Origin of the sequence: Pseudomonas sp. P20 (assembly GCF_016463925.1) — a bacterium.
Lineage (GTDB): Bacteria > Pseudomonadota > Gammaproteobacteria > Pseudomonadales > Pseudomonadaceae > Pseudomonas > Pseudomonas aeruginosa.
Map to the genome: position 1 here is coordinate 136,764 of NZ_JAEMVM010000009.1, position 24,333 is coordinate 161,096.

At 65.7% G+C, this 24,333-nt stretch carries 24 protein-coding genes; 13 read left to right on the forward strand and 11 right to left on the reverse strand.

Annotated elements, in window-relative coordinates:
- Positions 1–20 precede the first annotated feature (20 nt).
- Complete coding sequence (gene ykgO / locus JHD77_RS13210) at positions 21–173, reverse strand: type B 50S ribosomal protein L36 (protein WP_003092209.1); 153 nt, start codon at positions 171–173, stop codon at positions 21–23.
- Positions 173–436 (reverse strand): type B 50S ribosomal protein L31, encoded by a 264-nt coding sequence (locus JHD77_RS13215; protein ID WP_003092213.1) that lies wholly within the window; start codon positions 434–436, stop codon positions 173–175. Before JHD77_RS13215 ends, ykgO begins: the two co-directional genes overlap by 1 nt.
- Positions 437–679: 243 nt before the next feature.
- Here JHD77_RS13215 and JHD77_RS13220 point away from each other — a divergent pair, with 243 nt between their 5' ends.
- Positions 680–2,290: an FMN-binding glutamate synthase family protein gene (locus JHD77_RS13220; RefSeq protein WP_003098476.1), complete on the forward strand. Its 1,611-nt coding sequence runs from the start codon at positions 680–682 to the stop codon at positions 2,288–2,290.
- 70 nt (positions 2,291–2,360) lie between these two features.
- Here JHD77_RS13220 and JHD77_RS13225 read toward each other — a convergent pair whose 3' ends face one another.
- Positions 2,361–2,732 (reverse strand): diacylglycerol kinase, encoded by a 372-nt coding sequence (locus tag JHD77_RS13225; RefSeq protein WP_003092226.1) that lies wholly within the window; start codon positions 2,730–2,732, stop codon positions 2,361–2,363.
- A gap of 71 nt (positions 2,733–2,803) precedes the next feature.
- A complete protein-coding gene (gene erdR, locus JHD77_RS13230; RefSeq protein ID WP_003092229.1) occupies positions 2,804–3,457 on the reverse strand; it encodes a response regulator transcription factor ErdR in 654 nt (217 codons plus the stop codon).
- A 132-nt stretch (positions 3,458–3,589) separates the two neighbouring features.
- Between erdR and JHD77_RS13235 the strand changes: the two genes are divergently transcribed.
- Positions 3,590–4,516, forward strand: coding sequence for a DMT family transporter (locus JHD77_RS13235; protein WP_003119360.1), 927 nt, complete (start codon positions 3,590–3,592; stop codon positions 4,514–4,516).
- 3 nt (positions 4,517–4,519) lie between these two features.
- Here the strand turns inward: JHD77_RS13235 and JHD77_RS13240 are convergent, their stop codons facing one another.
- A complete protein-coding gene (locus JHD77_RS13240) occupies positions 4,520–5,236 on the reverse strand; it encodes a tRNA-uridine aminocarboxypropyltransferase (RefSeq protein WP_003098478.1) in 717 nt (238 codons plus the stop codon).
- A gap of 258 nt (positions 5,237–5,494) precedes the next feature.
- Between JHD77_RS13240 and JHD77_RS13245 the strand changes: the two genes are divergently transcribed.
- The 6 genes from JHD77_RS13245 (at position 5,495) to JHD77_RS13270 (ending at position 10,226) form a co-directional block, all read left to right on the forward strand.
- Entirely contained in the window at positions 5,495–6,586 is a 1,092-nt protein-coding gene (locus JHD77_RS13245) for an ABC transporter ATP-binding protein (RefSeq protein WP_003119359.1), read from the forward strand.
- Positions 6,587–6,590: 4 nt separating this feature from the next.
- Positions 6,591–7,484, forward strand: coding sequence for an ABC transporter permease (locus JHD77_RS13250; protein ID WP_003092241.1), 894 nt, complete (start codon positions 6,591–6,593; stop codon positions 7,482–7,484).
- Positions 7,477–8,247 (forward strand): ABC transporter permease, encoded by a 771-nt coding sequence (locus tag JHD77_RS13255; RefSeq protein ID WP_003092244.1) that lies wholly within the window; start codon positions 7,477–7,479, stop codon positions 8,245–8,247. The genes JHD77_RS13250 and JHD77_RS13255 overlap by 8 nt, the downstream gene beginning before the upstream one ends.
- Before the next feature lie 88 nt (positions 8,248–8,335).
- Entirely contained in the window at positions 8,336–9,400 is a 1,065-nt protein-coding gene (locus JHD77_RS13260) for a polyamine ABC transporter substrate-binding protein (RefSeq protein ID WP_012613733.1), read from the forward strand.
- Between the two features lie 175 nt (positions 9,401–9,575).
- A complete protein-coding gene (locus JHD77_RS13265; protein WP_003092248.1) occupies positions 9,576–9,986 on the forward strand; it encodes a quorum-sensing-regulated virulence factor family protein in 411 nt (136 codons plus the stop codon).
- Between the two features lie 18 nt (positions 9,987–10,004).
- Entirely contained in the window at positions 10,005–10,226 is a 222-nt protein-coding gene (locus tag JHD77_RS13270) for a DUF3820 family protein (protein WP_003092249.1), read from the forward strand.
- 123 nt (positions 10,227–10,349) lie between these two features.
- On the opposite strand, the gene JHD77_RS13275 is transcribed toward JHD77_RS13270, so the two are convergent.
- On the reverse strand, positions 10,350–12,755 hold the full coding sequence (locus JHD77_RS13275) for a phosphoketolase family protein (protein ID WP_003113876.1): 2,406 nt from the start codon (positions 12,753–12,755) through the stop codon (positions 10,350–10,352).
- 179 nt (positions 12,756–12,934) lie between these two features.
- Between JHD77_RS13275 and JHD77_RS13280 the strand changes: the two genes are divergently transcribed.
- Positions 12,935–14,338 carry an MBL fold metallo-hydrolase RNA specificity domain-containing protein gene (locus JHD77_RS13280; protein WP_031755782.1) on the forward strand — a complete coding sequence of 468 codons (1,404 nt, stop codon included), beginning with the start codon at positions 12,935–12,937 and terminating at the stop codon, positions 14,336–14,338.
- An 82-nt stretch (positions 14,339–14,420) separates the two neighbouring features.
- Positions 14,421–15,491 carry an LOG family protein gene (locus JHD77_RS13285; RefSeq protein ID WP_031755780.1) on the forward strand — a complete coding sequence of 357 codons (1,071 nt, stop codon included), beginning with the start codon at positions 14,421–14,423 and terminating at the stop codon, positions 15,489–15,491.
- 21 nt (positions 15,492–15,512) lie between these two features.
- Here JHD77_RS13285 and recX read toward each other — a convergent pair whose 3' ends face one another.
- The 3 genes from recX to JHD77_RS13300 all read right to left on the reverse strand — a co-directional run bounded on the left by recX (position 15,513) and on the right by JHD77_RS13300 (position 17,660).
- Positions 15,513–15,974, reverse strand: coding sequence for a recombination regulator RecX (recX, locus tag JHD77_RS13290; protein WP_003092258.1), 462 nt, complete (start codon positions 15,972–15,974; stop codon positions 15,513–15,515).
- A 5-nt stretch (positions 15,975–15,979) separates the two neighbouring features.
- A complete protein-coding gene (gene recA / locus JHD77_RS13295) occupies positions 15,980–17,020 on the reverse strand; it encodes a recombinase RecA (RefSeq protein WP_003092260.1) in 1,041 nt (346 codons plus the stop codon).
- 133 nt (positions 17,021–17,153) lie between these two features.
- Positions 17,154–17,660, reverse strand: a complete 507-nt coding sequence (locus JHD77_RS13300; RefSeq protein WP_031755779.1) for a CinA family protein — start codon at positions 17,658–17,660, stop codon at positions 17,154–17,156.
- A gap of 147 nt (positions 17,661–17,807) precedes the next feature.
- Between JHD77_RS13300 and JHD77_RS13305 the strand changes: the two genes are divergently transcribed.
- The 3 genes from JHD77_RS13305 (at position 17,808) to fdxA (ending at position 21,898) form a co-directional block, all read left to right on the forward strand.
- The gene (locus JHD77_RS13305) at positions 17,808–18,815 is read left to right on the forward strand and encodes a TolB family protein (RefSeq protein ID WP_191519407.1); all 1,008 of its coding nucleotides are present in this window, start codon (positions 17,808–17,810) and stop codon (positions 18,813–18,815) included.
- A gap of 125 nt (positions 18,816–18,940) precedes the next feature.
- Positions 18,941–21,508: a DNA mismatch repair protein MutS gene (gene mutS / locus JHD77_RS13310; protein WP_003113873.1), complete on the forward strand. Its 2,568-nt coding sequence runs from the start codon at positions 18,941–18,943 to the stop codon at positions 21,506–21,508.
- A 66-nt stretch (positions 21,509–21,574) separates the two neighbouring features.
- The gene (fdxA, locus tag JHD77_RS13315; protein ID WP_003092272.1) at positions 21,575–21,898 is read left to right on the forward strand and encodes a ferredoxin FdxA; all 324 of its coding nucleotides are present in this window, start codon (positions 21,575–21,577) and stop codon (positions 21,896–21,898) included.
- A 425-nt stretch (positions 21,899–22,323) separates the two neighbouring features.
- Here the strand turns inward: fdxA and rpoS are convergent, their stop codons facing one another.
- Together rpoS and JHD77_RS13325 are read right to left on the reverse strand one after the other, a co-directional pair.
- Positions 22,324–23,328 carry an RNA polymerase sigma factor RpoS gene (gene rpoS, locus JHD77_RS13320; RefSeq protein ID WP_003113871.1) on the reverse strand — a complete coding sequence of 335 codons (1,005 nt, stop codon included), beginning with the start codon at positions 23,326–23,328 and terminating at the stop codon, positions 22,324–22,326.
- A 104-nt stretch (positions 23,329–23,432) separates the two neighbouring features.
- Positions 23,433–24,326, reverse strand: coding sequence for a peptidoglycan DD-metalloendopeptidase family protein (locus JHD77_RS13325; protein WP_003143263.1), 894 nt, complete (start codon positions 24,324–24,326; stop codon positions 23,433–23,435).
- Positions 24,327–24,333 lie beyond the last annotated feature (7 nt).

A 24,333-nucleotide genomic window follows, 5' to 3' on the forward strand; every position in this document is an offset into this window, starting at 1 on the left:
GGCGACCGTCCCGTCGCCGCTCAGCGGCGCTTGATCTTCGGCTTCGGCCGGCCCTGCACGCACTTGAAGCGCGGATTCGACTTGCAGATCACGTAGAGCCGGCCACGGCGCTTCACCACCTGGCAATCGCGATGGCGCAGCTTGGCCTGTTTCAGCGAGGCGAGGACTTTCATCAGGCCCCCTTGCCGCCGACGAAGCCGGCGAAACGCTTGTTGAACCCGGCCACGCGGCCTTCGCTCTTGGTCTTGCGCTGTTCGCCGGTGTAGACCGGGTGCGAGGCGCTGGAAACGTCCAGCGTCACGTAGGGATAGGTCTTGCCGTCGGTATGGGTATGGGTCTTGTCGGTCTCCGCGGTGGAGCCGATCAGGAAGTACACGTCGGCCGAGGTGTCATGGAACAGGACGGGACGGTATTCGGGATGGATGCCGGGTTTCATGGGGATGCCTCCTACATAATGTTATATAGTTACATATTACTCCGATAAGAATAATTCGCAACTCCGGAAAGAGTTCCCGGCGACCATTCGGCTGCTCGACCATCCAGACACAATTATTAGCTTGCTTTCTATCCCCGTTTGTTTCCCATAATCAGCGCTTGGTTAGCGCGGGGGGAACCCGTCGTAGACGCCTCGAAGAAGGTGACTACCATTTTGAACCGAAGCCTGAAGATTGGAGACATGATGAATCTGTCGCTACTCAGTCGCTATGCGTTTTTCGCCTGTATCGCCCTGTTCACCTTGGTCAGCCTGCCGTTCCTCGGCAGCACCGAATGGCTCTGGCCGTTCACCCTACTGGGCGTGGCCCTGAGCCTGCTCGGCCTGTTCGACCTGATCCAGACGCCCCACGCGGTGCGCCGCAACTATCCGATCCTGGGCAACATCCGCTATCTGGTGGAAGGCATCCGCCCGGAGATCCGCCAGTACCTGCTGGAAGCCGACGGCGACGCCCTGCCCTTCTCCCGCGCCCAGCGCTCGCTGGTCTACTCGCGGGCGAAGAACGAAAGCTCGGAGAAGCCCTTCGGCACCCTGATCGACGTGTACACCGCCGGCTACGAATTCATCAGCCACTCGATGCGTCCGGCGCCGCTCAGCGATCCCTGCGAGTTCCGCGTCGACATCGGCGGGCCACAATGCAGCAAGCCGTACTCCGCTTCGCTGTTCAACGTCTCGGCGATGAGTTTCGGCGCCCTCAGCGCCAACGCCATTCGCTCGCTGAACCGTGGCGCGCAGATGGGCAACTTCTACCACGACACCGGCGAGGGCAGCATCAGTCCCTATCACCGCGAGAACGGCGGCGACCTGGTCTGGGAACTGGGCAGCGGCTACTTCGGGTGCCGCACCCGCGATGGCAAGTTCGACCCTGAGCGCTTCGCCGCCCAGGCCCTCGACCCGCAGGTGAAGATGATCGAGATCAAGCTCAGCCAGGGCGCCAAGCCGGGACACGGCGGTATCCTGCCCAAGCACAAGGTCACCCCCGAGATCGCCGCCACCCGTGGCGTGCCGATGGGTGAGGATTGCGTTTCGCCGTCGCGCCACAGCGCCTTCTCCACGCCGATCGAGCTGATGCAGTTCATCGCCCAGCTGCGCGAACTGTCCGGCGGCAAGCCGGTCGGCTTCAAGTTCTGCCTGGGCCATCCATGGGAGTTCATGGGCATCGCCAAGGCCATGCTGGAGACCGGCATCCTCCCCGACTTCATCGTCGTCGACGGCAAGGAAGGCGGCACCGGCGCGGCGCCGCTGGAGTTCACCGACCATATCGGCGTGCCGCTGCGCGAAGGCCTGCTGTTCGTCCACAACACCCTGGTCGGCCTCAACCTGCGCGACAAGATCAAGGTCGGCGCCAGCGGCAAGATCGTCAGCGCCTTCGATATCGCCAGCGTCCTGGCCACCGGCGCGGATTGGGCCAACTCGGCGCGCGGCTTCATGTTCGCCATCGGCTGCATCCAGTCGCAGAGCTGCCATACCAACAAGTGCCCGACCGGCGTCGCCACCCAGGACCCGCTGCGCCAGCGCGCGCTGGTGGTGCCGGACAAGGCCGAGCGGGTGCGCAACTTCCATCGCAACACCCTCAAGGGCCTGGCCGAGATGCTCGCCGCGGCGGGCCTGGAACATCCCTCGCAGCTCGAAGCCAAGCACCTGGTGCGACGCATCACCGACACCGAGATCCGCCTGTTCTCGCAGCTGCACTACTTCCTCAAGCCGGGCGAACTGCTTTCCGGCAAGATCGAGGGCGAGTTCTACGAGCGCATGTGGAACATGGCGCGGGCCGACAGCTTCGACGCGGCGGCCTGAGCCGCCGCCCCTCGCACGCAAGAAAAAGCCGGAGGCATCGCTGCCTCCGGCTTTTTCATGTCCGCGTAGATCAGCCCAGCAGGATGGTCGCCCAGGTCACGGTGATCACGGTGAGGGCCACGAACTGCGCGGCGCTGCCCATGTCCTTGGCATTCTTCGACAGAGGGTGGCGTTCCAGCGAGACGCGGTCGACGGTGGCCTCGATCGCCGAGTTGAGCAGCTCGACGATCAGCGCCAGCAGGCACACCGCGATCATCAGCGCGCGTTCGCCGCGACTGACGTCGAGGAGGAAGGCCACCGGGATCAGCACCACGTTGAGCAGCACCAGTTGGCGGAAGGCGGCTTCACCGCGGAAGGCGGCGAGGAAACCTGCGAGGGAATAGCCGGTGGCGTTGAGGATACGCTTGAGGCCGGTCTGGCCTTTGAAGGGGGAAGGCGACACGTCGGGTTCTCATCGATTCGGAAGGCAGGCAGTCTAGCCGCCGGCTGGTCAAAAAAGCGTTAAGCCGTCTCTCAATGAGAAGCGGGAACCGTCTCCATTTGTTGCAGCAGCAGCGCGGCCTGGGTCCGGGTGCGCACGTTGAGCTTGCGGAAGATCGCCGTGACGTGGGCCTTCACCGTCGCCTCGGAAACGTTCAGGTCGTAGGCGATCTGCTTGTTCAGCAACCCTTCGCAGACCATGGTGAGTACCCTGAACTGTTGCGGGGTGAGGCTGGCGAGCCCGGCGCTGGCGGCCTTGGCCTCCTCGCTGAGGGCTTCGGCGGCGGCATCCTGCGGCGGCCACCAGGTGTCCCCGTCGAGCACCGCGCGCACCGCCTGCTGCAGGGTTTCCAGCGGACTGGACTTGGGTATGAAGCCGCTGGCGCCGAACTCGCGGGAGCGCTGCACCACCGCGGCCTCCTCCTGTGCCGAGATCATCACCACCGGCACCTGCGGGTATTGCCCGCGCAACAGCACCAGGCCGGAGAAGCCATAGGCCCCCGGCATGTTGAGGTCCAGCAGGACCAGATCCCAATCGGCCTTCTCGTTCAGCCGCGCTTCCAGTTCGGCGATGCTGGCGGCTTCCACCAGGCGCACGTCGGGGCCCAGCCCGAGGGTGAGGGCCTGGTGCAAAGCGCTGCGAAACAGGGGGTGATCGTCGGCGATCAGGATCTCGTAAGAAGCCATGACATGTCCTAGTTTGTTCGGCCCAGCCGAGGCGGCGCTCAGGATGCCGACCGAGGGCGGACCGGTCAAGCCGAATGAGGGATACCTCGTACACCGCGTTCGTCTTTTCAAACACCCCGGCTTGCTGGCAGAGTGGCGGACCCTCCCCGCCCCGTCGAGCGAGCCATGCGAAGCCAAGCCCTGCGTGCCGATGTCCTGATGCTGATCACCGCCATGATCTGGGGGGTGTCGTTCGTCGCCCAGCGCCTGGGGATGGACGCCATCGGGCCGTTCCTCTATACCGGCCTGCGCTTCGTCCTCGGTGCCCTGGTGCTGGTGCCACTGCTGATGCTGCGCTCGCGACGCGACGGCGCGCAACCCTTCAATCGCGGACAGTTGCTCGCCGGTGTGATCCTCGGCGTCGCCCTGACCACCGGGATCAACCTGCAGCAGGTCGGCCTGCTGTTCACCAGCGTGACCAACTCCGGCTTCATCACCGGGCTCTACGTGATCGTCGTGCCGTTGCTCGGCCTGCTGTTCGGCCAGCGCACCGGCGCGGGCACCTGGCTGGGGGCGTCGCTGGCGGTGCTCGGCATGGCCCTGCTGAGCATCGGCCCGGGCTTCCAGGTCGCCTCCGGCGACTGGCTGCAACTGGCCGGCGCGGTGGTCTGGGGCGCGCACGTCCTGCTGGTAGGCCTGTTCGCCAGCCGCTACGATCCGATCCGCCTGGCCTTCCTGCAGTTCGCCACCTGCGCGGCGGTCAGCCTGCTGCTGGCACTGGTCTTCGAGGAAATCCACTGGGACGCCATCGTCCAGGCCGGTCCCGCCCTGCTATACGGCGGCCTGCTCGGCGTCGGCACCGGCTTCACCCTGCAGGTGGTGGCGCAGAAGCACGCCATCGCTTCCCATGCGGCGATCATCCTGTCCCTGGAAGCGGTGTTCGCCGCCATCGCCGGCGCCCTGTTCCTCGCCGAGACCCTGCACCTGCGCGGCTATTTCGGTTGCGCGCTGATGCTGGCGGGCATGCTGGTGGCGCAGTTGTGGCCGCGCAAGCTCGCCGCCGAAGCGCGCCCGGCCTGACACTCAGCCACGGAACGGCGCCAGGGCACGGTGCGCCGGGCTGGCCTCGTCCAGCGGAATGTGCCGCTTGGCGCCCAGGTAGCGCTCGCTGAACACCTCCAGGTAGGCGCCGAGCGCCTCGCCCGCGGCCTCGTCGCCAGCCAGCTCCAGGCACAGCGCCGCCACTTCGGCGGTGCACAGGTGCTCGCCACGGGTCGAGCGACGCAGGCGATAGCGCGAGAGCTGCTCGGGCAGCAGGCTGAGCACCGGGAACGGCTCCAGGTAGGGACTCTTGCGGAACATCTTGCGCGCCTCGGTCCAGGTCGCGTCGAGCAGGATGAACAGCGGTCGCTTGCCCTCCACCAGCGGGGCGACCTCGTTCACCACCCGCTCCGCCGCCACATATTCGCCGGGGAACACCAGGTATGGCTGCCACTGCGGGTCGGCCAGCAACTCCAGCAGGCGCGGGTCGACCTCGGTGCGCGACCAGCCGAAGGCGAAGGTGTCGGCCACGGTATCGGCGATCAGCCAGCCGGTGTTGGTCGGTTTCAGCGCCTCGATGTCGTGCATGACCAGGCACATGCCGGCGCGCGCCTCGACCCGCGGCCGCCAGGCGCACATGCAATAGCTCGGCAGCAGCCGACAGCCTTCGCAGCGCGGCATGCGCGAACCGCGCGCGACGAAGGGTTTCAGGCTGCGCGCCAGGCGCTCCTGGCGCAAGCGGGAAACGGCATGGCTCATCGGGCAGGCTCCCGATACGGAAAGGACGGGCGAAGGAACATCGAAGACTCGAGGAAACGGGCTGGAAAGCGACCGCGAAATTCTATCAGAGCCCGCGTGGCTCCTGCTTTGTCGGACAACTTCCGAGGCCGCGAAAAAAAATTCTTCACAGGGGCCTCAGACGTCTAGTTAGAGCGGGATGCGATCCCTATAATCCGCCCCCTTTTTCGACACCGGGCAGCCGGCTCCGCCCGCTGACCTTACTGCCTCTCCAGACGAGTGACGCCCCCCTTGCTCGAGATCCGCAACGTGACCCGCCGCTTCGGCGACTTCACCGCCGTCGACAATGTCAGCCTGACGATCAACACCGGCGAATTCTTCACCCTCCTCGGCCCTTCCGGGTGCGGCAAGACCACCCTCCTGCGCATGCTCGCCGGCTTCGACCAGCCGGACAGCGGCGAGATCCGCCTCAACGGCCAGGACCTCGCCGGCGTCGAGCCGGAGAAGCGCCCGGTGCATACGGTGTTCCAGAGCTACGCGCTGTTCCCGCACATGAGCGTAGCGCAGAACATCGCCTTCCCGCTGAAGATGGCCGGAGTGGCGAAGAGCGAGATCGACGCCCGCGTCGAACAGGCCCTGAAGGACGTACGCCTGGCGGACAAGGGCGGGCGCATGCCGACACAGCTTTCCGGCGGCCAGCGCCAGCGCGTGGCGATCGCCCGCGCGCTGGTCAACCGGCCGCGCCTGCTGCTGCTCGACGAACCGCTGTCGGCGCTGGACGCCAAGCTGCGCGAAGAAATGCAGATCGAACTGATCAACCTGCAGAAGGACGTCGGCATCACCTTCGTCTATGTCACCCACGATCAGGGCGAAGCCCTGGCGCTGTCGCACCGCATCGCGGTGATGAACCAGGGCCGGGTGGAGCAATTGGACGCCCCGGAAACCATCTACAGCTTCCCGCGCAGTCGTTTCGTCGCCGACTTCATCGGCCAGTGCAACCTGCTCGACGCCACGGTCGAGGCGGTCGACGGCGAACGCGTGCGCATCGACCTCAGGGGCCTGGGCGAGGTCCAGGCGCTGAAATCCTTCGACGCCCAGCCCGGCGAGGCCTGCGTGCTGACCCTGCGGCCGGAGAAGATCCGCCTGGCGCAGAGCGTCACCGCCGACAGCGACGAGGTGCACTTCCGCGGTCGCGTCGCCGAACTGCTCTACCTGGGCGACGTGACCCTGTACATCGTCGAACTGGAGAACGGCGAGCGCCTGGAAACCCTGCTGCCCAACGCCACGCCCGGCCGAGCCAAGTTCTTCGAGGTGGGCGACGCGGTGGAAGCCGCCTGGCGCTTCGATGCCGGCCATCTGGTCAGGGCCTGACACGATGAGAAAGAACCTCGGCAAGTGGCTGCTGGTCTGGCCGCCGCAAGCGTATCTGCTGTTCTTCTTCCTGGTTCCGGCGCTGATCATGCTGTTCGCCTCGTTCCGCTTTCCCGGCGACTACGGCGGCCTGGCGCCCTGGATGTACAGCGAGGACGGGCAGACCGTCTACGACCTCAGCGTGGAGAACTACACCCGGCTCACCGAGAGCTGGGTGTACCTGCAACTGTTCGTCAAATCCTTCGGCTACGCCCTGGTCACCACCCTGGCCTGCCTGCTGCTCGCCTACCCGGTGGCGACCACCCTCGCCCGGGCCCCGGCGAAGTGGCGCAACCTGCTGATCCTGCTGGTGATCCTGCCGTTCTGGAGCAACCTGCTGGTACGCGTCTACGCCTGGATGATCATCCTCTCGCCGTCCGGTGCCCTGACCCGCGGGATCAACGCCGCGCTGGACCTGTTCGGCGCGCAGCCGATCAGCCTGATGTTCACCCCGTTCGCGGTGATCCTGTGCATGGTCTACGTGCACCTGCCGTTCATGATCCTGCCGCTCTACGCCAACCTGGAGAAACACGACCCGGCCCTGCTGGACGCCGCCCAGGACCTCGGCGCCGGTCGTTGGCAACGCTTCTGGCGGGTGACCTTCCCGCTCTCGCTGCCGGGCGTGGCCGCCGGCGCGGCACTGGTATTCATCCCGGTTCTGGGAATGTTCGCCATCCCCGACCTGGTCGGCGGTACCGACGGCATCATGATCGGCAACCTGATCAAGAGCCAGTTCCTCGACTCCCGCGACTGGCCGTTCGGCAGCGCGCTGTCGATCGCCCTGACCGGCTGCATCCTGCTGCTGGTCGCCCTCGGCATGGGCGCCGCGCGCGCCCGCAAGGGAGGCGCCCATGCGTAGGCCCTACCTGCTCTGGAGCGCCACCGCGCTGGTGTACCTGTTCCTCTACGTACCGCTGGTGATCGTGGTGCTGTACTCCTTCAACGACTCGCGGCTGAACGCCGAGTGGGTGGGCTTCACCCTGGACTGGTACCGCAAGCTGTTCGGCAACCGCGACATGCTCCAGGCCGCCGCCAACTCGCTGGTCATCGCGCTGGTTTCGGCCAGCGTGGCGACCCTGCTCGGCACCCTCGCCGGGGTCGCCCTGCATCGCTTCAAGCTGCGCGTGCTGCCCCTGCTGGTGCTGACCCCGATCGCCATTCCGGAACTCCTGATGGGGGTCTCGCTGGTGATCTTCTTCATCGGCCTGAACATGAGCCTGGGCATGCTCTCGGTGACCCTCGCGCACATCACCTTCTCGGTCGGCTTCGTCGCCCTGGTGGTGCAGGCGCGCATGTCGGGCATGGACGAAAGCCTCACCGAGGCGGCCCGCGACCTCGGTGCCACGCCCTGGCAGAGCTTCCGCCTGGTGACCCTGCCGCTGATCATGCCGGGCATCGTCGCCGGCGCGCTGATGGCCTTCACCCTGTCCATCGACGACTTCGTGATCACCTTCTTCACCGCCGGCGGCGGCTTCGCCACCCTGCCGACGCAGATCTACACCATGATCAAGATCGCCGTGACGCCCGAAGTGAACGCCGTCTCCACCCTGCTGATGCTGCTCACCCTGGTGCTGATCGTGATCGCCTCGAAACTCTCCCCCAGCGCCATCAAGGGCCATTGATCCGCCGAAACCCGCGTGCCTCCCGGAGAGGCCCGCGGCCTTGCCCTGCTCCGGTTTCCGGAGCCCTGCCACCCCGTAACAAGGAACCATGATGAAAAAGCTGTTGCTCGTCGCAACCCTCATGGCAGGAGCCGCCCAGGCCACCGCCGCCGAGAAGCTGTATCTGTTCAACTGGAACGACTACATCGCCGAGGACACGCTGAAACGCTTCGAGCAGCAATGTGGCTGCGAGCTGGTGCAGGAGTTCTATTCCGGCACCGAGGAAATGATGGCCAAGCTGGCCGCCGGGGCCAGCGGCTACGACGTGATCATCCCGACCCAGAACGCGGTCGAGGCGCTGATCCGCAAGGGCGACCTGCTGGAGCTGGACAAGAGTCGCCTGGCGAACCTGAACAACGAGGCCGCGGGCTACCTCGACAAGGATTTCGACAAGGGCAACCGCTATTCCCTGCCCTACGCCTTCACCACCACCCTGGTCGGCTACAACAAGACCGAGCTGGACAAGCTGGGCATCGACCCCGCCGACTGGTCGGTGATCTTCGACCCGGCGGTCCTGGAGAAGATCAAGGGCAGGGTCACGGTGATGGACGACCCGCAGGAACTGTTCGGCGCCGCCCTGAAGTACCTCGGTCACTCCGCCAACGACACCGACCCGCAGCACTGGAAGGAAGCCCAGGCGCTGATCCTCGCGGCCAAGCCGTACTGGGCCGCGTTCAACTCGTCGAGCTATATCAAGGAGCTGACCCTGGGCAACATCTGGGTCGCCCATGGCTACTCCAGCGACATGTACCAGGCCAGGGCCGACGCGGAGGCTGCCGGCCGCGCCTTCAAGGTCGACTTCGCCCTGCCCCGCCAAGGTGCGGTGCTGGCCATCGACAACATGGTGATCCACAAGGGCTCGAAGAACCCTGACCTGGCCTACCGCTTCATCGACTTCATGCTCGACGGTCGGAACGCTTCCGAGCTGACCAACCAGATCGGTACCGGCACGCCCAACGCCGCCGCCCTGCCCTTCATCAAGCCGGAAATCAAGACGCTCGCCGCCCTGTTCCCGGACGCCACCACCCAGGCCAGGCTGGAGCCGCTGAAGGACCTGAACTCGCGCCAGCGACGCGCCCTGAACAAGCTCTGGACAGAGATCAAGCTGCGCTGATCCGCACCGCTATCGACGAAAGGGCGACCCTCGGTCGCCCTTTTGCGTTTCCGTGCCCCGCCCCGAACGCGGTAACATGGCGCCCATTCGCCACCGTCCGTCCCGGGAATGGGCCGACGGAAACAATTCGCCCCCTCCATCGGTCGAATCCGCTTATTGCCCCAGGAGATCTTCGATGTCGCGCTTCATGGCCCTTGCCCTTTGTTTCGTCCTGCCCACCGCCGCCCATGCCGCCTCGCTCAAGGATTTCGAACTGAGCAAGATGCTGGAGAAAGTGGCCAAGGAAAGCAGCGTAGGCACTCCCCGCGCCATCAACGAAGACATCCTCGACCAGGGCTACACCGTCGAAGGCAACCAGTTGATCAATCACCTCAGCGTACGCGCCAGCCACGCCGAGCGCATGCGCTCCAACCCGGACAGCGTGCGCAGCCAGCTCGGCGATAGCGTGTGCAGCAACACCGGCTATCGCCAGTTGCTCGCCCGCGGCGCGATCCTCACCTACAGCTTCACCGAGTACAAGACCAACCAGCCGGTCGCCACCGAACGCTTCGATGCCGGCAGCTGCCGCATCCAGGGCAAGAAGTAAGCGCGCCGCGCGGTCGCCATGCTGGACAAGCAGCATCTGCTGAAGATCGCCAGGACGCCGATGCCGTTCGGCAAGTACCAGGGACGGATGCTGGTCGACCTGCCGGAGGAGTACCTGCTGTGGTTCTACAAGAAAGGCTTCCCGCCTGGTGAACTCGGGCGGCTGATGCAGTTGACCCTGGAACTGAAGATCGACGGGCTGGACGGGCTGCTCAAGCCGCTTCGTCCCCCCGCTCCGTAGGCGAATGACGTCGCCGACGCTATCCGCCGATACCCTGCCCATACCCTGCCTTCACCAGACACCCGCCCCCGTTCGGCAGGGCGAATAACGCCACAGACGTTATCCGCCGATACGCAGCCGAACTCAGCGCAACAACGCCGGATCGCCCTTGCCGGCCACCGCCGCCGCTTCCTCCGGGGTCAGCAGCGCGGTGCGCGGGACCTCCATCAAGCGGGCGCAAGCCGCCAGCACGTTGCCCCAGCAGGCGCGGTTGGCGAACTGCATGCCCGCCTCGTCGAGGGTGCCGCCGCGGTTGCGATAGCCGAGTACCGAGGTGCGCCGGGCATCCGGCAGGATCGGCCAAAGATGACCGCGCGCCACTTCCGCGCGCATATGGGTGAGTAGCACGCGGCGCTCATGGCTATCCGGGAACAGTCGTTCCACCAGCGCCTCGTCGGCCACCGCCTCGACCTCCCAGCGATCGCGCGGCGCGCGGAAGCGTCCCGGCTCCTGCAGGTAGACCAGCCGGTAGGCCTGCCCGGCCTCGGCCAGGCGCTGCGCGGCGCGGCGCATCTGTTCGAGCTGGTAGCTGCCGTTGGCGATCAGCAGCAGCGGATCGGAGCCGCAGCGCTCCTCGACCAGGATCGCGCCGTCGCGGGCCAGGCGCTCGGCCTGGACGGCGTCGAACACCATCGGCCGGTCGCGCTTGGGGATCACCAGGCAGGCCAGTTGCCCCCGGCTGCGGTAGATCGTCGGTAGCAGCGCCAGGGCGCTGTTGTGATCGGCCGGGAAGAGCACCCGGACCATGTCGCTCATCTCGCCAAGCAGGGCCTCGCAGAAGGTGGTGTCCTGGTGCGACTGCTGGTTCTTGCCGTTCTCCCAGGTATGCGAAGTAGCGACCAGCGGCCAGCCCAGCCAGCCGGCCGGACGCCCGACTTCCTTCTGCTGGCGGGCGAAGATCAGGGTCTGGCGCACCGCGCCGAGCATCTTCACGCAGAACGCCTCGTAGCTGGCAACCAGGTTGAGTCCGCCCTGGTTGGCCAGGCAGGCGGACACCACCGCCTCCTCGTTGAGCGCGGTGATGACCCGACCGCTCACCGATTCCAGTTCGCTCTCCGGCTCGCTGACCCGATGCTTGAGCGCCTTGAGCACGCCGCCGAGGCGGTTGCTGGCCAATTCGTCGGGATTGCCGACCCGGGCGCGCAGGTCGGGGTTGGCCTCCACCAGTTCGGTATAGAAGCGGTCCAGCGCGGCCATCGGCGAGCAGGCGTCGTCGCGATAGCGCAGCGGCGGGATGATCGGTTCGATGGGATGGCGCAGGGCCAGCGGGTTGTCCCGTTCGAGGGGACGCTCGCCGCGCTGCTCGGCGAACAGCCGGCGGGCCAATTCGAGAGCCTCAGGCTCGACCCAGAGTTCGTTTGCATGCTGGTTGAACAGTTGCCGGGCCTGTTCGTCGTTATGCGGATTGCCCGGCAGCGGCAGGTTGTGCGCGGCGTTGCTGCCGGCGCCATAGAAGCCGAAGCCCTTGACTGTCTCGGCGATGCCGTAGGGAATCGGCAGCGGGTAGCGGAGGATGCCGCTGTTCTTCTCCTGCACGCGCCGCTCCAGGCGCTGCTCCATCTCCCAGAGCGTACAGACGAAGGCGGCCGGGTCGCGCCCATCGAAGCTGATCGGATCGAAGCCGCAGCGGCGCAGATGCAGCTTGAAGCCCTCCAGCCCCTCATGGGTGCCCAGCTCGGTGCGCTGCTCGATGCGCCGGCCATTGGCGATCATCACCGGCAGCGCCGCCCCGCAATCCTCGGCTCGCCACCAGCGCGGAATCCAGTCGCTGCCGCGCTGTTCCTCGGCGGCACCATCGGAGAGGAACGCCACCAGGGTTTCGCCGGGCAGCGGCATGTGCGCGTACTGCAATTCGGCGAAGCCGAGGTAACCGCCCTCGGCGATACCGCCGGCGGTATGCGGATTCACGTGGCTGCCCAGTGGCGCCGCCGGTGCGCCGTTGGGGGCCTGGGCGTAGCCGTAGAAGTCCTGCAGCAAGCGGTTCAGCCCTTCCTCGCCGTCGGCATAGGCGCGCTCCTGCTCCGGGTGCAGGTTGCCGGTGAGGACGTTCAGCGCGTCGATGGCGGCCACGCAATGGCCCTGGCCCATCAGCCAGGCGCGAGTCTTGCCGGTCAGGACGTTGAGTGCCAGATAGCCGGCGTAGGCCGGGACCATGTTCAGGGCTCCGCCGGTGTGGCCCTCGGGCTGTGTCTTGAAATCCTCGGCCTGCAACGGCTGGCCGTCCAGGCGGATGCGCCGGGCGTAGGTCATGTGCACGACGATGCGCAGGGCGCTGGCGGTCAGCCGGTCGAGGGCGCGGAACAGCTGGTAGACGCTGGCCAGGTCCGGTTGCAGCCCGGCTTGGACCAATTGATGAGCGGTGCGGAACACGGCGGCGCGGGTCTCTGCGCTATGCTGGAGCGGACCATGGCCTTGCAGCCACGCGGCAAACGCCGGCTCGGCCGCCGCATGGGCAAGCAACTCGTCCTGACTGGGCAGAATCTGACTCATGGTGGGTAGCCTCCCTAGTGGTGCCTTGCAGTCTAGGCAGCACACGACAAAGGGCGCTGACCTGCATCAAGCTCCCCGCCCCCGATTCGTTCACCCTGGCCCTGTACGAAGGTTCCATGGCATTCCACGATCCCCGAAAGGTATCGGGGTGTCGACAGAGCTCTGACGGAGGAGGCTCGATGGCATCACTGACGTTTCTAGGCGCCGCCCAGGAGGTCACTGGCTCCTGTTATCTGCTGGAAACCCTCGATGGCGTGAAGGTCCTGCTCGAATGCGGCATGCGCCAGGGGCGCCGCGAAGCCGACAACGGCAACCGCGCGCCCTTCCCCTTCGATCCCGCGAGCATCGACGCGGTGGTCATCTCCCACGCCCACCTGGACCACAGCGGCCTGCTGCCGCGCCTGGCGGCCGAGGGCTTCAAGGGCCCGATCTTCGCCACCGAGGCCACCTGCGAACTGCTGGAACTCATGCTGCTGGACTCCGCGCACATCCAGGAAAAGGACGCCGAGTGGGAGAACCGCTGGCGCAACCGGATCGGCAAGCCGAGCATCAAGCCGCTGTATACCCAGGCCGACACCGAACGCGCGCTCAAGCTGCGCCGGCCGATCAGCCTCGGCAGCACCGTGGCGGTCGCTCGTGGCGTGCGGGTGACCTTTCACAACGCCGGGCACATCCTCGGCTCGTCGATCGTCGAAGTGCAATTCCACGACCAGGTGCAACCGCGCCGCCTGGTGTTTTCCGGCGACCTCGGCAACACCTGCTCGCCGTTGATGCGCGCGCCCTCGCCGCTGAGCCGGGCCGACGTGGTGATGCTCGAATCCACCTATGGCGATCGCGATCACCGTGACAGCAACGACACCCTGGAGGAACTGGCGGCGATTCTCGACCAGGCGCACCGCGACGGCGGCAACGTGCTGATCCCGTCGTTCGCCGTCGGCCGCACCCAGGACCTGCTCTACTACCTCGGCCGCTTCTACCAGGAGGGCCGCCTGCCGCAACAGGCGGTATTCCTCGACAGCCCGATGGCCGCCCGTGCCAATGGCATCTACCTGCGCCACAGCAACGAGTTCGACGACCGCGACCGCGAGTACATTCGCGGCACCGGCACCACCCGCCTGGAGGAATGGCTGCCGGTGCTGCGCGTCACCCGCAGCGCCGACGAGTCGATGGCGATCAACCGGATCAAGAGCGGAGCGGTCATCATCGCCGGCAGCGGCATGTGCACCGGCGGCCGTATCGTCCATCACTTCAAGCACAACCTCTGGCGCCCGGAATGCCATGTGGTATTCCCCGGCTTCCAGGCGCGCGGCACCCTGGGCCGCAACATCGTCGACGGCGCCAGCGCGGTTCGCGTGTTCCACCAGCGCATCGCGGTCAAGGCGCAGATCCATACCCTCGGCGGCTTCTCCGCCCACGCCGGGCAATCGCAGCTGCTCGACTGGGTCGGTCACTTCGCCCACCGTCCAGCGCTATACCTGGTACATGGCGAGCGGGAAAAGATGGAAGCGCTGCGGGGCGCGATCCGCGAGCGCCTCGACTGGGATGCCGAGATACCCGAGCCCGGCGAACGCATCGAGATCTGAGCCGCCGTCCGCAACTGTCACGCAGTCCGTGGCAGTATGCGGATGACCGCCTGTCCAGGGTGGTTGTAGAAGGAGTATGCGAATGCCCTACGAAGCCGATGACTATCTTTCCCGGCACTTCCAGACCAGCGGCACCGACCTGGCGCGGAAGGTCGACGAACTGGCGGCCCTTGCGGCTCCCGGCGACAGCCCCAATCTCGCGCTCTACCGCGAGATGCTCTTCACCGTGACGCGCATGGCCCAGGCCGACCGCAACCGCTGGGACGCCAAGATCATGCTGCAGACCCTGCGCGAGATGGAGCATGCCTTCAGCGTCCTCGAGCAGTTCAAGCGGCGACGCAAGGTCACCGTGTTCGGCTCGGCGCGCACGCCGGTCGAACATCCGGTCTATGCCCTGGCACGCAAGCTGGGCGAGGAACTGGCCCGCTACGATCTGATGGTGATCACCGGCGCCGGCGGCGGCATCATGGCCGCCGCCCACGAAGGCGCCGGGCTGGAGAACAGCCTGGGCTTCAACATCACCCTGCCCTTCGAGCAGCACGCCAACCATACGGTGGACGGCAGCGGCAACCTGCTGTCGTTCCACTTCTTCTTCCTGCGCAAGCTGTTCTTCGTCAAGGAAGCCGACGCCCTGGTGCTCTGCCCCGGCGGCTTCGGCACCCTCGACGAGGCGCTGGAAGTGCTGACCCTGGTGCAGACCGGCAAGAGCCCGCTGGTGCCGATCGTGCTGCTCGACCAGCCGGGCGGCCGCTACTGGGAACACGCCCTGGAGTTCATGCAGGAACAGTTGCTGGAGAATCACTATATCCTGCCGGCCGACATGCGCCTGATGCGCCTGGTGCATTCGGCCGAAGACGCGGTGAAGGAAATCGCCCAGTTCTACCGCAACTTCCACTCCAGCCGCTGGCTGAAAGGCACGTTCGTTATTCGCCTGAACCACGCCCTGAACGAAGCCGCGCTGGCGCACCTGCACGAACAGTTCGCCAGCCTCTGCCTGAGCGGCGGCTTCCAGCAGCAGGCCTACAGCGAGCAGGAACAGGACGAACCGGAGTTCCGCAACCTGACCCGCCTCGCCTTCGTGTTCAACGGGCGCGATCAGGGGCGTCTGCGGGAATTGCTGGACTACATCAACCTGCCGGAAAACTGGGACTGAAGCTGCCGGTCCGGCACGCGCTCAATCGTCGCTGCGGCCGTTCAACAGGCGGCTGATCGACTCCATGGAGTAACCCCGGTACGCCAGGAAGCGGCCCTGCTGGGCCTTTTCCCTGGCGTCCTGCGGCAGGCGGGCGAACTTGCGTCGCCAGACCTCGCGCAATTGCGCGCTCCAGTCGACCTCGCAGGCACCCAGCGCCCTTTCGATATCGGCGCGCGGCAGGCCGCGTTGCGCCAGTTCTTCACGAATGCGCAACGGCCCATGGCCGCCGCGGGCGCGACTGGCGATGAAGCTTTCGAGATAGCGGGATTCGTCGAGCAGACCTTCCTCGGCCAGGCGGTCGAGGGTGGGATCGATCAACTCGGCAGACGCGCCACGCTGGCGCAACTTGCGGGAAAGCTCGGCGCGCCCGTGCTCACGGCGCGCCAGCAGATCCATGGCCGCCCGCCGCACGGCGACGGGCGTATCGAGCACAATCGCCATTGGCCTCAATCGGCTTCGGCGTCAGCCACTTCTTCGGCGTCGGCCTTCACCGGGCCGCTCTTGGCCAGCAACTGGTCGCGAATGGTTTTCTCCAGTACCGAACCGATTTCCGGATTGTCTTCCAGGTACTTGGCGGCGTTCGCCTTGCCCTGGCCGATCTTGCTGCCCTGGTAGCTGTACCAGGCGCCGGACTTCTCGACCAGGCCCAGTTGCACGCCCAGGTCGATGATCTCGCCGGTACGGTAGATGCCCTTGCCGTAGAGGATCTGGAACTCGGCCTGGCGGAACGGCGGGGAAACCTTGTTCTTCACCACCTTGACGCGGGTTTCGCTACCCACCACCTCGTCGCCTTCCTTCACCGCGCCGGTACGACGGATGTCCAGGCGGACCGAGGCGTAGAACTTCAGTGCGTTACCGCCGGTGGTGGTTTCCGGGTTGCCGAACATGACGCCGATCTTCATGCGGATCTGGTTGATGAAGATGACCAGGCAGTTGGCGTTCTTGATATTGCCGGTGATCTTGCGCAGCGCCTGGGACATCAGGCGTGCCTGCAGGCCGACGTGGGCGTCGCCCATCTCGCCTTCGATCTCGGCCTTGGGTACCAGCGCGGCCACGGAGTCGACGATGATCACGTCGACCGCGTTGGAGCGCACCAGCATGTCGGTGATTTCCAGGGCCTGCTCGCCGGTGTCCGGCTGGGAGACCAGCAGGTCGTCGACGTTGACGCCCAGCTTGCCGGCATAGTCGGGATCGAGCGCGTGCTCGGCGTCGACGAAGGCACAGGTGGCGCCCTGTTTCTGGGCCTCGGCGATCACCGAGAGGGTCAGGGTGGTCTTGCCCGAGGATTCCGGACCGTAGATCTCGACGATCCGGCCCTTGGGCAGGCCGCCGATGCCGAGGGCGATGTCCAGGCCCAGGGAGCCGGTGGAGATGGCCGGGATCGCCTGGCGCTCATGGTCGCCCATGCGCATGACCGCGCCTTTGCCGAATTGGCGTTCGATCTGTCCCAGGGCCGCGGCCAGGGCGCGCTTCTTGTTCTCGTCCATTGAAGTCCTCGCGAAGTCAGGGCGGCCGGACGGCCACGAACAACTGTATAAGTAGACAGTATTATTCCACAGGGCAAGTCGCTCGCCTACCCCCGACGGGAAGAATGTTCCGAACGGTTGCCCGCAGGCGCGGCTAGCCCGGGTTCTCGCAGTTGCTCATGCGCAGCAGGCCGGTCAGCGCGGTCGCCACCGTCTGCCGGCGCACGGCGTCGCGGTCGCCGTTGAACTGGCAGCGCTCACTGACCAGCCGCTCGCCGTCGGCCCAGGCCAGCCAGACCGTGCCTACCGGCTTTTCCGGCGAGCCGCCGTCGGGCCCGGCGACACCGCTCACCGCCACCGCGAAACGCGCCCCGCTGTGCCGCTGGGCGCCGCGCACCATGGCCTCGACCACTTCCCGGCTGACCGCGCCGACTGCCGGGAACAGCGACTCGGGCACCTCCAGCTGGAGGGTCTTCTGGCGGTTCGAGTAGGTCACGTAGCCAGCCTCGAACCAGCCCGAACTCCCCGGGATGCGGGTGATCGCCTCGGCGATGCCGCCACCGGTGCAGGATTCCGCCGTGCTGACCTGCTCGCCCAGGTAACGAAGGCTTTCGCCGAGGCGGGCGGCCAGTGCGGTCAGGTCGGACTCCATCAGGGTCATCACTGTTCTCCAGGGTAGAAACGGAAAGGGACTACCCTACACCATCGGCTTTTCCATTCAGAAGCAGCTTTCGGACAAGCGCAACCGCGCGAAGGCAGCGAATGCGCGAACATGCGTGCTCCATCACCGTCCAAGGAAAGGCCCCCCATGAACATAGCGCCACTCAAGGTCTCTCTGCTCTCCCTCGCCCTGCTCCTCTCCCCCGTTGCCAGCCTCCCCGCCCATGCGGCCTGCACCGCCAACCTGGCCCTGCAACCCGCCAGCAGCCTGCCCGCGCTCGGCGGGCGCCTGGTCTACCACAGCTATATGGAGTACGGGGACGGCTCCTCGAACCTCTACCTGCACGATTTCAAGAGCAAGAGCACCCGCCAGCTCAACCAGCCCGGCTGGAACATCGAGGACCCGATGAATGCGCATTTCTCCCCGGACGGCCGCTACCTGACCTTCATGGGCCGCCAGAATGGCGCCTGGCACGTGTTCGCCTGGGCCATCGGCGGTACCCAGGCGCCGAGCAACCTGACCGCGGCCATCGGCGGTCGCAACGAGGATCCGAAGTTCTCCTTCGACGGCCGCCAGGTCGTGCTCAAGCACGAGGGCGACATCCGCCTCGCCACCCTGGTCTTCAATGGCGATGGCAGCGTCGGCCTGAGCGCCTGGAAAGCCGTGACCGGCGACGGCTGGAGCACCGAGGAGTCGATGCCGTTCCTCACCCCCTCAGGCAAGTACGTGGTCTACGCGACAGGAGCTGGCGACAGCCTGCGGGTGGTGCGCAGGAACCTGGAGAACGGGCAGGTCAGCGCCCTCGCCACCCCGGCCGCGGGGGGTCGCGACTATTACCCGGTGGTACGCGACTACACCGCCTACTTCCTCTCGCGTACCCAGCCGGCCGGCAACGACCAGTTGGCCATGGTCGTACCCAACAGCCCGCCCGGCACCCCGGCGATCCTGCCGCTCAACCACTGCCAGGGCGACAATTCCGACGCCGCGCCGGTGAACGAGGACTACCTGATCTTCTCCAGCACTTCGTTCGACCCGACCTACAGCCTGCTCCTCGGCGACATCGCCGCGGCGCGGGTCTGGCGTCTCGACCCGGCGCAGATCAACCTGCCCGACGGTCGGCAGAAGCTCGGCGCCAGCTATACCGCGGCACGCTGAAAGCAGCCCGCACAGGCGCGGACCTGAGGGTCCGCGCCGGTTCCGAACGGACCCGACACAGGCCGGTGAATCGGGTTAACATTGCCCTCTTTTGCACCGTCCAAAGCCCGCTTCCGAAGGCCCGTATGACCGACCTCTCTCAGCACACGCCAATGATGCAGCAGTACTTCAAACTGAAGCATCAGCACCCCGACCAATTGATGTTCTATCGCATGGGCGACTTCTACGAGCTGTTCTACGAGGACGCGAAGAAGGCCGCCAAGCTGCTCGACATCACCCTGACCGCGCGCGGCCAGTCCGGTGGCAAGGCGATCCCGATGGCAGGCATTCCCTTCCATTCGGCGGAGGGCTACCTGGCCAAGCTGGTCAAGCTCGGCGAGTCGGTGGCGATCTGCGAGCAGATCGGCGACCCGGCCACCAGCAAGGGGCCGGTGGAGCGCCAGGTGGTGCGGATCATCACCCCCGGCACGGTGAGCGACGAGGCGCTGCTCGACGAACGCCGCGACAACCTGCTGGCGGCAATCCTCGGCGACGAGCGCCTGTTCGGCCTCGCCGTGCTGGACATCACCAGCGGCCGCTTCAGCGTCCAGGAGATAAAAGGCTGGGAAACCCTGCTGGCCGAACTGGAGCGCCTCAACCCGGCCGAGCTGCTGATTCCCGACGACTGGCCACAGGGCCTGCCGGCGGAGAAGCGCCGCGGCGTACGTCGCCGCGCGCCATGGGACTTCGATCGCGACTCGGCGCACAAGAGCCTCTGCCAGCAATTCGGCACCCAGGACCTGAAAGGCTTCGGCTGCCAGAACCTGACCCTGGCCATCGGCGCCGCCGGCTGCCTGCTCGCCTACGCCAAGGAAACCCAGCGTACCGCCCTGCCGCACCTGCGCAGCCTGCGCCACGACCGCCTCGATGACACGGTGATCCTCGACGGTGCCAGCCGCCGCAACCTGGAGCTGGATATCAACCTCAGCGGTGGCCGCGAGAACACCCTGCAATCGGTGGTCGACCGCTGCCAGACCGCCATGGCCAGCCGCCTGATGAGCCGCTGGCTGAACCGTCCGCTGCGTGACCGCGCGGTACTGGAAGCCCGCCAGGAGTCCATCGCCTGCCTGCTGGAACGCTACCGCTTCGAGAACCTGCAACCGCAGCTCAAGGAAATCGGCGACCTCGAACGCATCCTCGCCCGCATCGGCCTGCGCAACGCCCGCCCTCGCGACCTGGCGCGCCTGCGCGACGCGCTGGCGGCGCTGCCGGACCTGCAGAACGCCATGACCGAACTGGAAGCGCCGCACCTGCAGGCGCTGGCCACCACCATCGGCACCTATCCCGAACTCGCCGAACTGCTGGCCAAGGCGATCATCGACAACCCGCCAGCGGTGATCCGCGACGGTGGCGTGATCAAGACCGGCTATGACGCCGAGCTGGACGAGCTGCAGGCGCTGAGCGAAAACGCCGGGCAATTCCTGATGGACCTGGAAGCGCGCGAGAAGGCCCGCACCGGCCTGCCCAACCTGAAGGTCGGCTACAACCGCATCCATGGCTACTTCATCGAGCTGCCCCGGGTACAGGCCGAACAGGCGCCGGCCGACTACATCCGCCGGCAGACCCTGAAAGGCGCCGAGCGCTTCATCACGCCGGAACTGAAGGCCTTCGAGGACAAGGCGCTGTCGGCCCAGAGCCGCGCCCTGGCCCGCGAGAAGGCGCTCTACGAAGAGCTGCTGGAACGCCTGATCGGCCACCTCGCTCCGCTCCAGGACAGCGCCTCGGCGTTGGCGGAACTGGACGTGCTGGCGAATCTCGCCGAACGCGCGCTGAACCTCGACCTGAATCGCCCGCGGTTCGTCGAACACACCTGCCTGCACATCGAGCAAGGCCGCCATCCGGTGGTCGAGCAGGTGCTGGAGACACCGTTCGTGGCCAACGACCTGGCGCTGGATGCCGACACCCGGATGCTGGTGATTACCGGTCCGAACATGGGCGGTAAATCCACCTACATGCGGCAAACCGCGCTGATCGTGCTGCTTGCGCACATCGGCAGCTTCGTTCCGGCTGCACGCTGCGAGCTGTCCCTGGTGGACCGCATCTTCACCCGCATCGGCTCGTCCGACGACCTTGCCGGCGGCCGCTCGACCTTCATGGTGGAGATGAGCGAAACCGCCAACATCCTGCACAACGCCACCGACAAGAGCCTGGTGCTGATGGATGAGGTCGGCCGCGGCACCAGCACCTTCGACGGCCTGTCGCTGGCCTGGGCAGCGGCCGAGGACCTGGCCCGGACTCGCGCCTTCACCCTGTTCGCCACCCACTATTTCGAACTGACCGTACTGCCGGAAAGCCAGCCCGCGGTAGCCAACGTGCACCTGAACGCGACCGAGCACAATGAACGCATCGTGTTCCTGCACCATGTACTGCCGGGACCGGCGAGCCAGAGCTACGGCCTCGCGGTGGCCCAGTTGGCCGGCGTGCCGGCCCCGGTAATCCAGCGCGCCCGCGAACACCTCAAGCGCCTGGAAACCACCAGCCTGCCGCACGAGATGCCGAGCCAGCAGAGCGGCAAGCCCGCCTCGCCGATGCAGAGCGACCTGTTCGCCAGCCTGCCGCACCCGGTGATCGATGAATTGTCGAGGATCAATCCCGACGATATCAGCCCGCGGCAAGCTCTCGATCTGTTATATGCATGGAAGATGCGGGTCTGACGGACTACCGCACAAGCTGCTAGAATCGCGCGCGCTTAGCCGCCCGCCTGAGGAGAGAACTAGAAAATGACCTTCGTCGTCACCGACAACTGCATCAAGTGCAAATACACCGACTGCGTGGAAGTCTGCCCGGTAGACTGCTTCTACGAAGGACCCAACTTCCTGGTCATCCATCCGGACGAGTGCATCGACTGCGCCCTGTGCGAGCCCGAATGTCCGGCCCAGGCGATTTTCTCCGAAGACGAAGTGCCGGAGAACATGCAGGAATTCATCGAGCTGAACAGCGAGCTGGCGGAAGTCTGGCCGAACATCACCGAGAAGAAGGATGCCCTGCCCGACGCCGAGGAATGGGACGGCGTCGCCGGCAAGCTCCAGCATCTGGAGCGCTGATACGCCAAGGCCCGCAATCAGCGGGCCTTTTCTTTGGCGACGAGTAAAACGGCAGGCAAAAAAAGGGGCGGGGTATTACCCCGCCCACTCTTCAGTCCCTCGTCATCGTCCTGATGAATCGCCTCCCTGGCGACGTCCCTTCCCCGATCCTTCGGGGTTGCGCGTTCCCTGTACGCAGGAGTGATATTAGCGATTCCCAGTGCTCCCGCAACCTGCCAGAAAACCCAGCGAAGCTTCTTCGGCAGCCATTTTAGAAAAATATATTCCTTTAATTTCAATAAGTTACTTAAATTCACCGAGCGTTTTTGGCAAACCTCCCGGGCATTTATCTACTTAGGCTCACACGCCGTGTAAGTTAATGCTTACAAGAGCAGACACAAAAAACCCGGCGAACGCCGGGTCTTCAGTGGGTCTAAGGTTTTCCGTCACTGGAACAGCGCGTCACTCGACAGGCCATTCTTCTCCAGGATCTCCCGCAGGCGCTTCAGCGCCTCAACCTGGATCTGACGAACCCGCTCGCGGGTCAGGCCGATTTCCTGGCCGACCTCTTCCAGCGTGCTGCTTTCGTGCCCGCGCAAGCCGAAGCGGCGAATCACCACCTCACGCTGCTTGTCGGTGAGTTCCGTCAGCCACTGGTCGATGCTTTCGCTGAGATCGTCATCCTGCAGCAGCTCGCACGGGTCGGTGGGGCGATCGTCGGTGAGCGTATCCAGCAGGGTCTTGTCCGAGTCCGGACCAAGAGAGACGTCCACCGAAGTCACCCGTTCGTTCAGGCCGAGCATGCGCTTGACCTCGGCGACCGGCTTCTCCAGCAGGTTGGCGATTTCTTCGGGGGAAGGTTCGTGGTCGAGCTTGTGGGTCAGTTCCCGAGCCGCACGCAGGTAGACGTTGAGCTCCTTGACCACATGGATCGGCAAGCGAATGGTCCGGGTCTGGTTCATGATGGCCCGTTCGATGGTCTGGCGGATCCACCAGGTGGCGTAGGTCGAGAACCGGAATCCGCGCTCCGGATCGAACTTCTCCACGGCGCGGATCAGGCCTAGGTTGCCTTCCTCGATCAGGTCGAGCAGGGACAGTCCGCGATTGACATAGCGCCGGGCGATCTTCACCACCAACCGCAGGTTGCTCTCGATCATCCGCTTCCGACCAGCGGGATCGCCCTTCTGCGCCAGACGAGCGAAGTGGACTTCCTCTTCGGGCGTCAACAGGGGCGAGAAACCGATTTCGTTGAGATACAGCTGCGTTGCGTCCAACGCGCGCGTGTAGTCGATGTGCTTGTGTTGTTTGGAAGAGAAGGAAGTGGTGGCTTTTGGAGTTGCCCGGGGAGAAGGCTGCTCGTCGGCAGACGACTCGTCCAGCATGATGCCGGGCTCCAGGAGGAGCACTTCATCATCGTGGTCAAACTCCGGCCCTTCTTTTTTGAGTGCCATGTCGTTATCCCTTGCATGAGTTCGACTCAAGCCCGGGCGATTCCTTTCCCGCTGGACACGCCCGGACCCGCTCACCTACATGATGTGGGCGGGCGAACTCCCGGTCAGCGACGTGGCAAATATTGCAGTGGATCGACAGGCTTACCCTGGCGGCGAATCTCGAAGTGCAGCTTCACCCGATCGGTTCCTGTGGAGCCCATCTCGGCAATCGATTGCCCTACCTTGACCTGTTGCCCTTCCCGCACCAGCAGCCTGCGGTTGTGACCGTAGGCACTCACGTAGGTCTCGTTGTGTTTGATGATGACCAACTCGCCGTAGCCCCGCAAACCACTACCGGCGTATACAACGGTCCCACCAGACGCAGCCAGGACAGGCTGGCCCAATTGACCGGCTATATCAATCCCTTTATTCAAACTTCCGTTTGAGGCAAAACGGCCGATCAGAGTACCGCTCGCGGGCCATGCCCACCCCCCCACCGCAGGCCCCGCGACGACGGGAGTCGCGCCGCTGCTGGGTGGGGTCGTGGTCGAGGCCGGAGCCGGTGCGGGCTTGGCAGGTACCGACGTACTAACTGCGGGTGGAACCGGGGTAGGCTTGGTCGCCACGGGCGCAGCGACGACCGGCGTGTTTTTCGCGACGGACGGTTGCGCCGATGCCCGCCCACCAAATTGGATAGCTTGACCGACCTGGATGGTATAGGGCGGCGCGATGCCATTGCGCGCGGCCAGGGCTTTCCAGTCCCAGCCGAAGCGGAAGGCAATGGAATACAGGGTGTCGCCGCGGCGCACGATGTACTGCCCGCTGGTGACCGGCGTACGCCGCGCAGCGGCAGGCGCGGAACCGTTGCGATCGACGACCTTGACCCCGCCGGGAGGCGACGACGAACAGGCGGCGAGAAGGGAACAGACGACGGCCCCGAGCAACAGGTGGCAGCCACCATAGAGCCGAGTCCATTGCCGCAGGGTCGCTGCTAGCCTCAATCCTTCCCCCTTATCCATCTTCTTC

Coding starts and splice junctions, on each gene's coding strand:
- JHD77_RS13270 (WP_003092249.1), top strand. CDS start 10,005: ATGCTGGACAAGCAGCATCTGCTGAAGATCGCCAGGACGCCGATGCCG.
- JHD77_RS13285 (WP_031755780.1), top strand. CDS start 14,421: ATGCCCTACGAAGCCGATGACTATCTTTCCCGGCACTTCCAGACCAGC.
- ykgO (WP_003092209.1), bottom strand. CDS start 173: ATGAAAGTCCTCGCCTCGCTGAAACAGGCCAAGCTGCGCCATCGCGAT.
- fdxA (WP_003092272.1), top strand. CDS start 21,575: ATGACCTTCGTCGTCACCGACAACTGCATCAAGTGCAAATACACCGAC.
- JHD77_RS13300 (WP_031755779.1), bottom strand. CDS start 17,660: ATGACCCTGATGGAGTCCGACCTGACCGCACTGGCCGCCCGCCTCGGC.
- JHD77_RS13325 (WP_003143263.1), bottom strand. CDS start 24,326: ATGGATAAGGGGGAAGGATTGAGGCTAGCAGCGACCCTGCGGCAATGG.
- JHD77_RS13240 (WP_003098478.1), bottom strand. CDS start 5,236: ATGAGCCATGCCGTTTCCCGCTTGCGCCAGGAGCGCCTGGCGCGCAGC.
- JHD77_RS13255 (WP_003092244.1), top strand. CDS start 7,477: ATGCGTAGGCCCTACCTGCTCTGGAGCGCCACCGCGCTGGTGTACCTG.
- JHD77_RS13260 (WP_012613733.1), top strand. CDS start 8,336: ATGATGAAAAAGCTGTTGCTCGTCGCAACCCTCATGGCAGGAGCCGCC.
- rpoS (WP_003113871.1), bottom strand. CDS start 23,328: ATGGCACTCAAAAAAGAAGGGCCGGAGTTTGACCACGATGATGAAGTG.
- recA (WP_003092260.1), bottom strand. CDS start 17,020: ATGGACGAGAACAAGAAGCGCGCCCTGGCCGCGGCCCTGGGACAGATC.
- JHD77_RS13265 (WP_003092248.1), top strand. CDS start 9,576: ATGTCGCGCTTCATGGCCCTTGCCCTTTGTTTCGTCCTGCCCACCGCC.
- JHD77_RS13275 (WP_003113876.1), bottom strand. CDS start 12,755: ATGAGTCAGATTCTGCCCAGTCAGGACGAGTTGCTTGCCCATGCGGCG.
- erdR (WP_003092229.1), bottom strand. CDS start 3,457: ATGGCTTCTTACGAGATCCTGATCGCCGACGATCACCCCCTGTTTCGC.
- recX (WP_003092258.1), bottom strand. CDS start 15,974: ATGGCGATTGTGCTCGATACGCCCGTCGCCGTGCGGCGGGCGGCCATG.
- JHD77_RS13280 (WP_031755782.1), top strand. CDS start 12,935: ATGGCATCACTGACGTTTCTAGGCGCCGCCCAGGAGGTCACTGGCTCC.
- mutS (WP_003113873.1), top strand. CDS start 18,941: ATGACCGACCTCTCTCAGCACACGCCAATGATGCAGCAGTACTTCAAA.
- JHD77_RS13220 (WP_003098476.1), top strand. CDS start 680: ATGAATCTGTCGCTACTCAGTCGCTATGCGTTTTTCGCCTGTATCGCC.
- JHD77_RS13305 (WP_191519407.1), top strand. CDS start 17,808: ATGAACATAGCGCCACTCAAGGTCTCTCTGCTCTCCCTCGCCCTGCTC.
- JHD77_RS13215 (WP_003092213.1), bottom strand. CDS start 436: ATGAAACCCGGCATCCATCCCGAATACCGTCCCGTCCTGTTCCATGAC.
- JHD77_RS13250 (WP_003092241.1), top strand. CDS start 6,591: ATGAGAAAGAACCTCGGCAAGTGGCTGCTGGTCTGGCCGCCGCAAGCG.